The 1,338-nt window shown below is 59.4% G+C and carries 1 protein-coding gene; it reads left to right on the top strand.

The genetic code is table 11. From position 1 onward, the window contains the following. Positions 1-566: 566 nt before the first annotated feature. Positions 567-1,157, top strand: a complete 591-nt coding sequence (locus KIP79_RS46140) for a hypothetical protein (protein ID WP_214111426.1) — start codon at positions 567-569, stop codon at positions 1,155-1,157. The last annotated feature ends 181 nt before the right edge of the window (positions 1,158-1,338 follow it).

Raw genomic sequence — 1,338 nt, 5'->3', positions numbered from 1 at the left:
AACAATCAAACGGGCGCACCGACCGCCGCTTCGGAACGCGTGAATTCACTCATATGGGGTGAAGTGCCACGAAAGCCGATGACCCCAAAGGGGACTTAGCTCCACCGAACATGCCCAAACGCCCTCTTAGTCGCCCAGCTAGACACTCACGCCCCGTTCTCGTGATCGAGAGCGGGGCGTTTCCAATGGTGGAGCCTAGGAGATTCGAACTCCTGACATCCTGCTTGCAAACCGTCCCGATCTAGCCCCTGTACGGATCCTGCCTGCAACTACGACCCTTCGCGAGTGACCGTGATTGACCGCCATTCACCAACCTTAATGGCACGCTAATGGCACGGCGATCATGCCCACGACATGCTGTTCCGCGCGCGACGCGCACGCCTCCCGTCTGATCATCCCGTCTGCCGTCGACCCGCCCGAAGGGGAAGCAGGCCAGGGCGACATGATCAGGCATCCACCTTCCACCTAAGTAGCTCAGACAGTGCGCCGACCATCCCGGAGCCGGAGCGCCCCTTATTTTGTTGGTTTGCTCTCGCCCCAGGGCCGTTGCCTCGTAACATGCGGATGTGTCCGGGTATCAGTTCGTTGCTGCTCTGGCCAGTTCGCTTGCCTGGCCTGTTGTGGTGTTGGTCGGCATTCTGGTTCTTGCACTTAACCGCTCCACACTAAAGGCTCTCTTTGGGACAACACGAGCCGATGGAGATCACGCACGCACTTTGAAGAGGTTCAAGGCTGGTCCAGTCGAACTTGAGTGGGACCAGCTCATCGAGACCGCAGAGAAGCAGGTTGCGGAAGTTACTGGTGGCCAGGCACCAGAAGAGCGCGATAAGACCATAAGTGAAGACATCTCTGCTGTCATCGAACAGGTGCCGGCGGCAGCGGTTATGGAAGCCTTCGCGCGTGCTGAACAAGAGCTACGGGATCTCCTTATAAGGCATGACTTCCATGATGTTCGCCGTGGCGGAACGCTGCTGGCGAAGCAGGCATATCGGGTAGGCCTTATCTCAGAAGAAATCCTAGGCGCATTTCTCAACATGACACGCTTGCGTAATGAGGCGGCTCACCGAGTAGGCAAGGCAGATATTAGCGCAGACCAGGCAAGGGAGTATGTCCACCTCGTGGATGATGTGGTTGGCTGGCTCCGCTCACAGGCGTAGAGGCTCGTGCCTCACGATTCGGCCCGTGTGGCGGGCCGCGCGCGAGAACGGCCCCTAGCCTCGATGTTTCGTGAGTCTGGTCGGGTCGCGTAGCGAGCCGACCAACTGATGCTTTTCAGTTACGGGTCAGCCCGGCGGCCCGACTCTCGCGTCGGGTGAGCGGGGTTCCACGAGCCCGGGC

Origin of the sequence: Acrocarpospora catenulata, assembly GCF_018476525.1 — a bacterium.
Classification (GTDB): Bacteria; Actinomycetota; Actinomycetes; order Streptosporangiales; family Streptosporangiaceae; genus Acrocarpospora; species Acrocarpospora catenulata.
The sequence above is the reverse complement of the archived record's forward strand: the minus strand, read 5'-3'. Positions and strand labels throughout refer to the sequence as shown.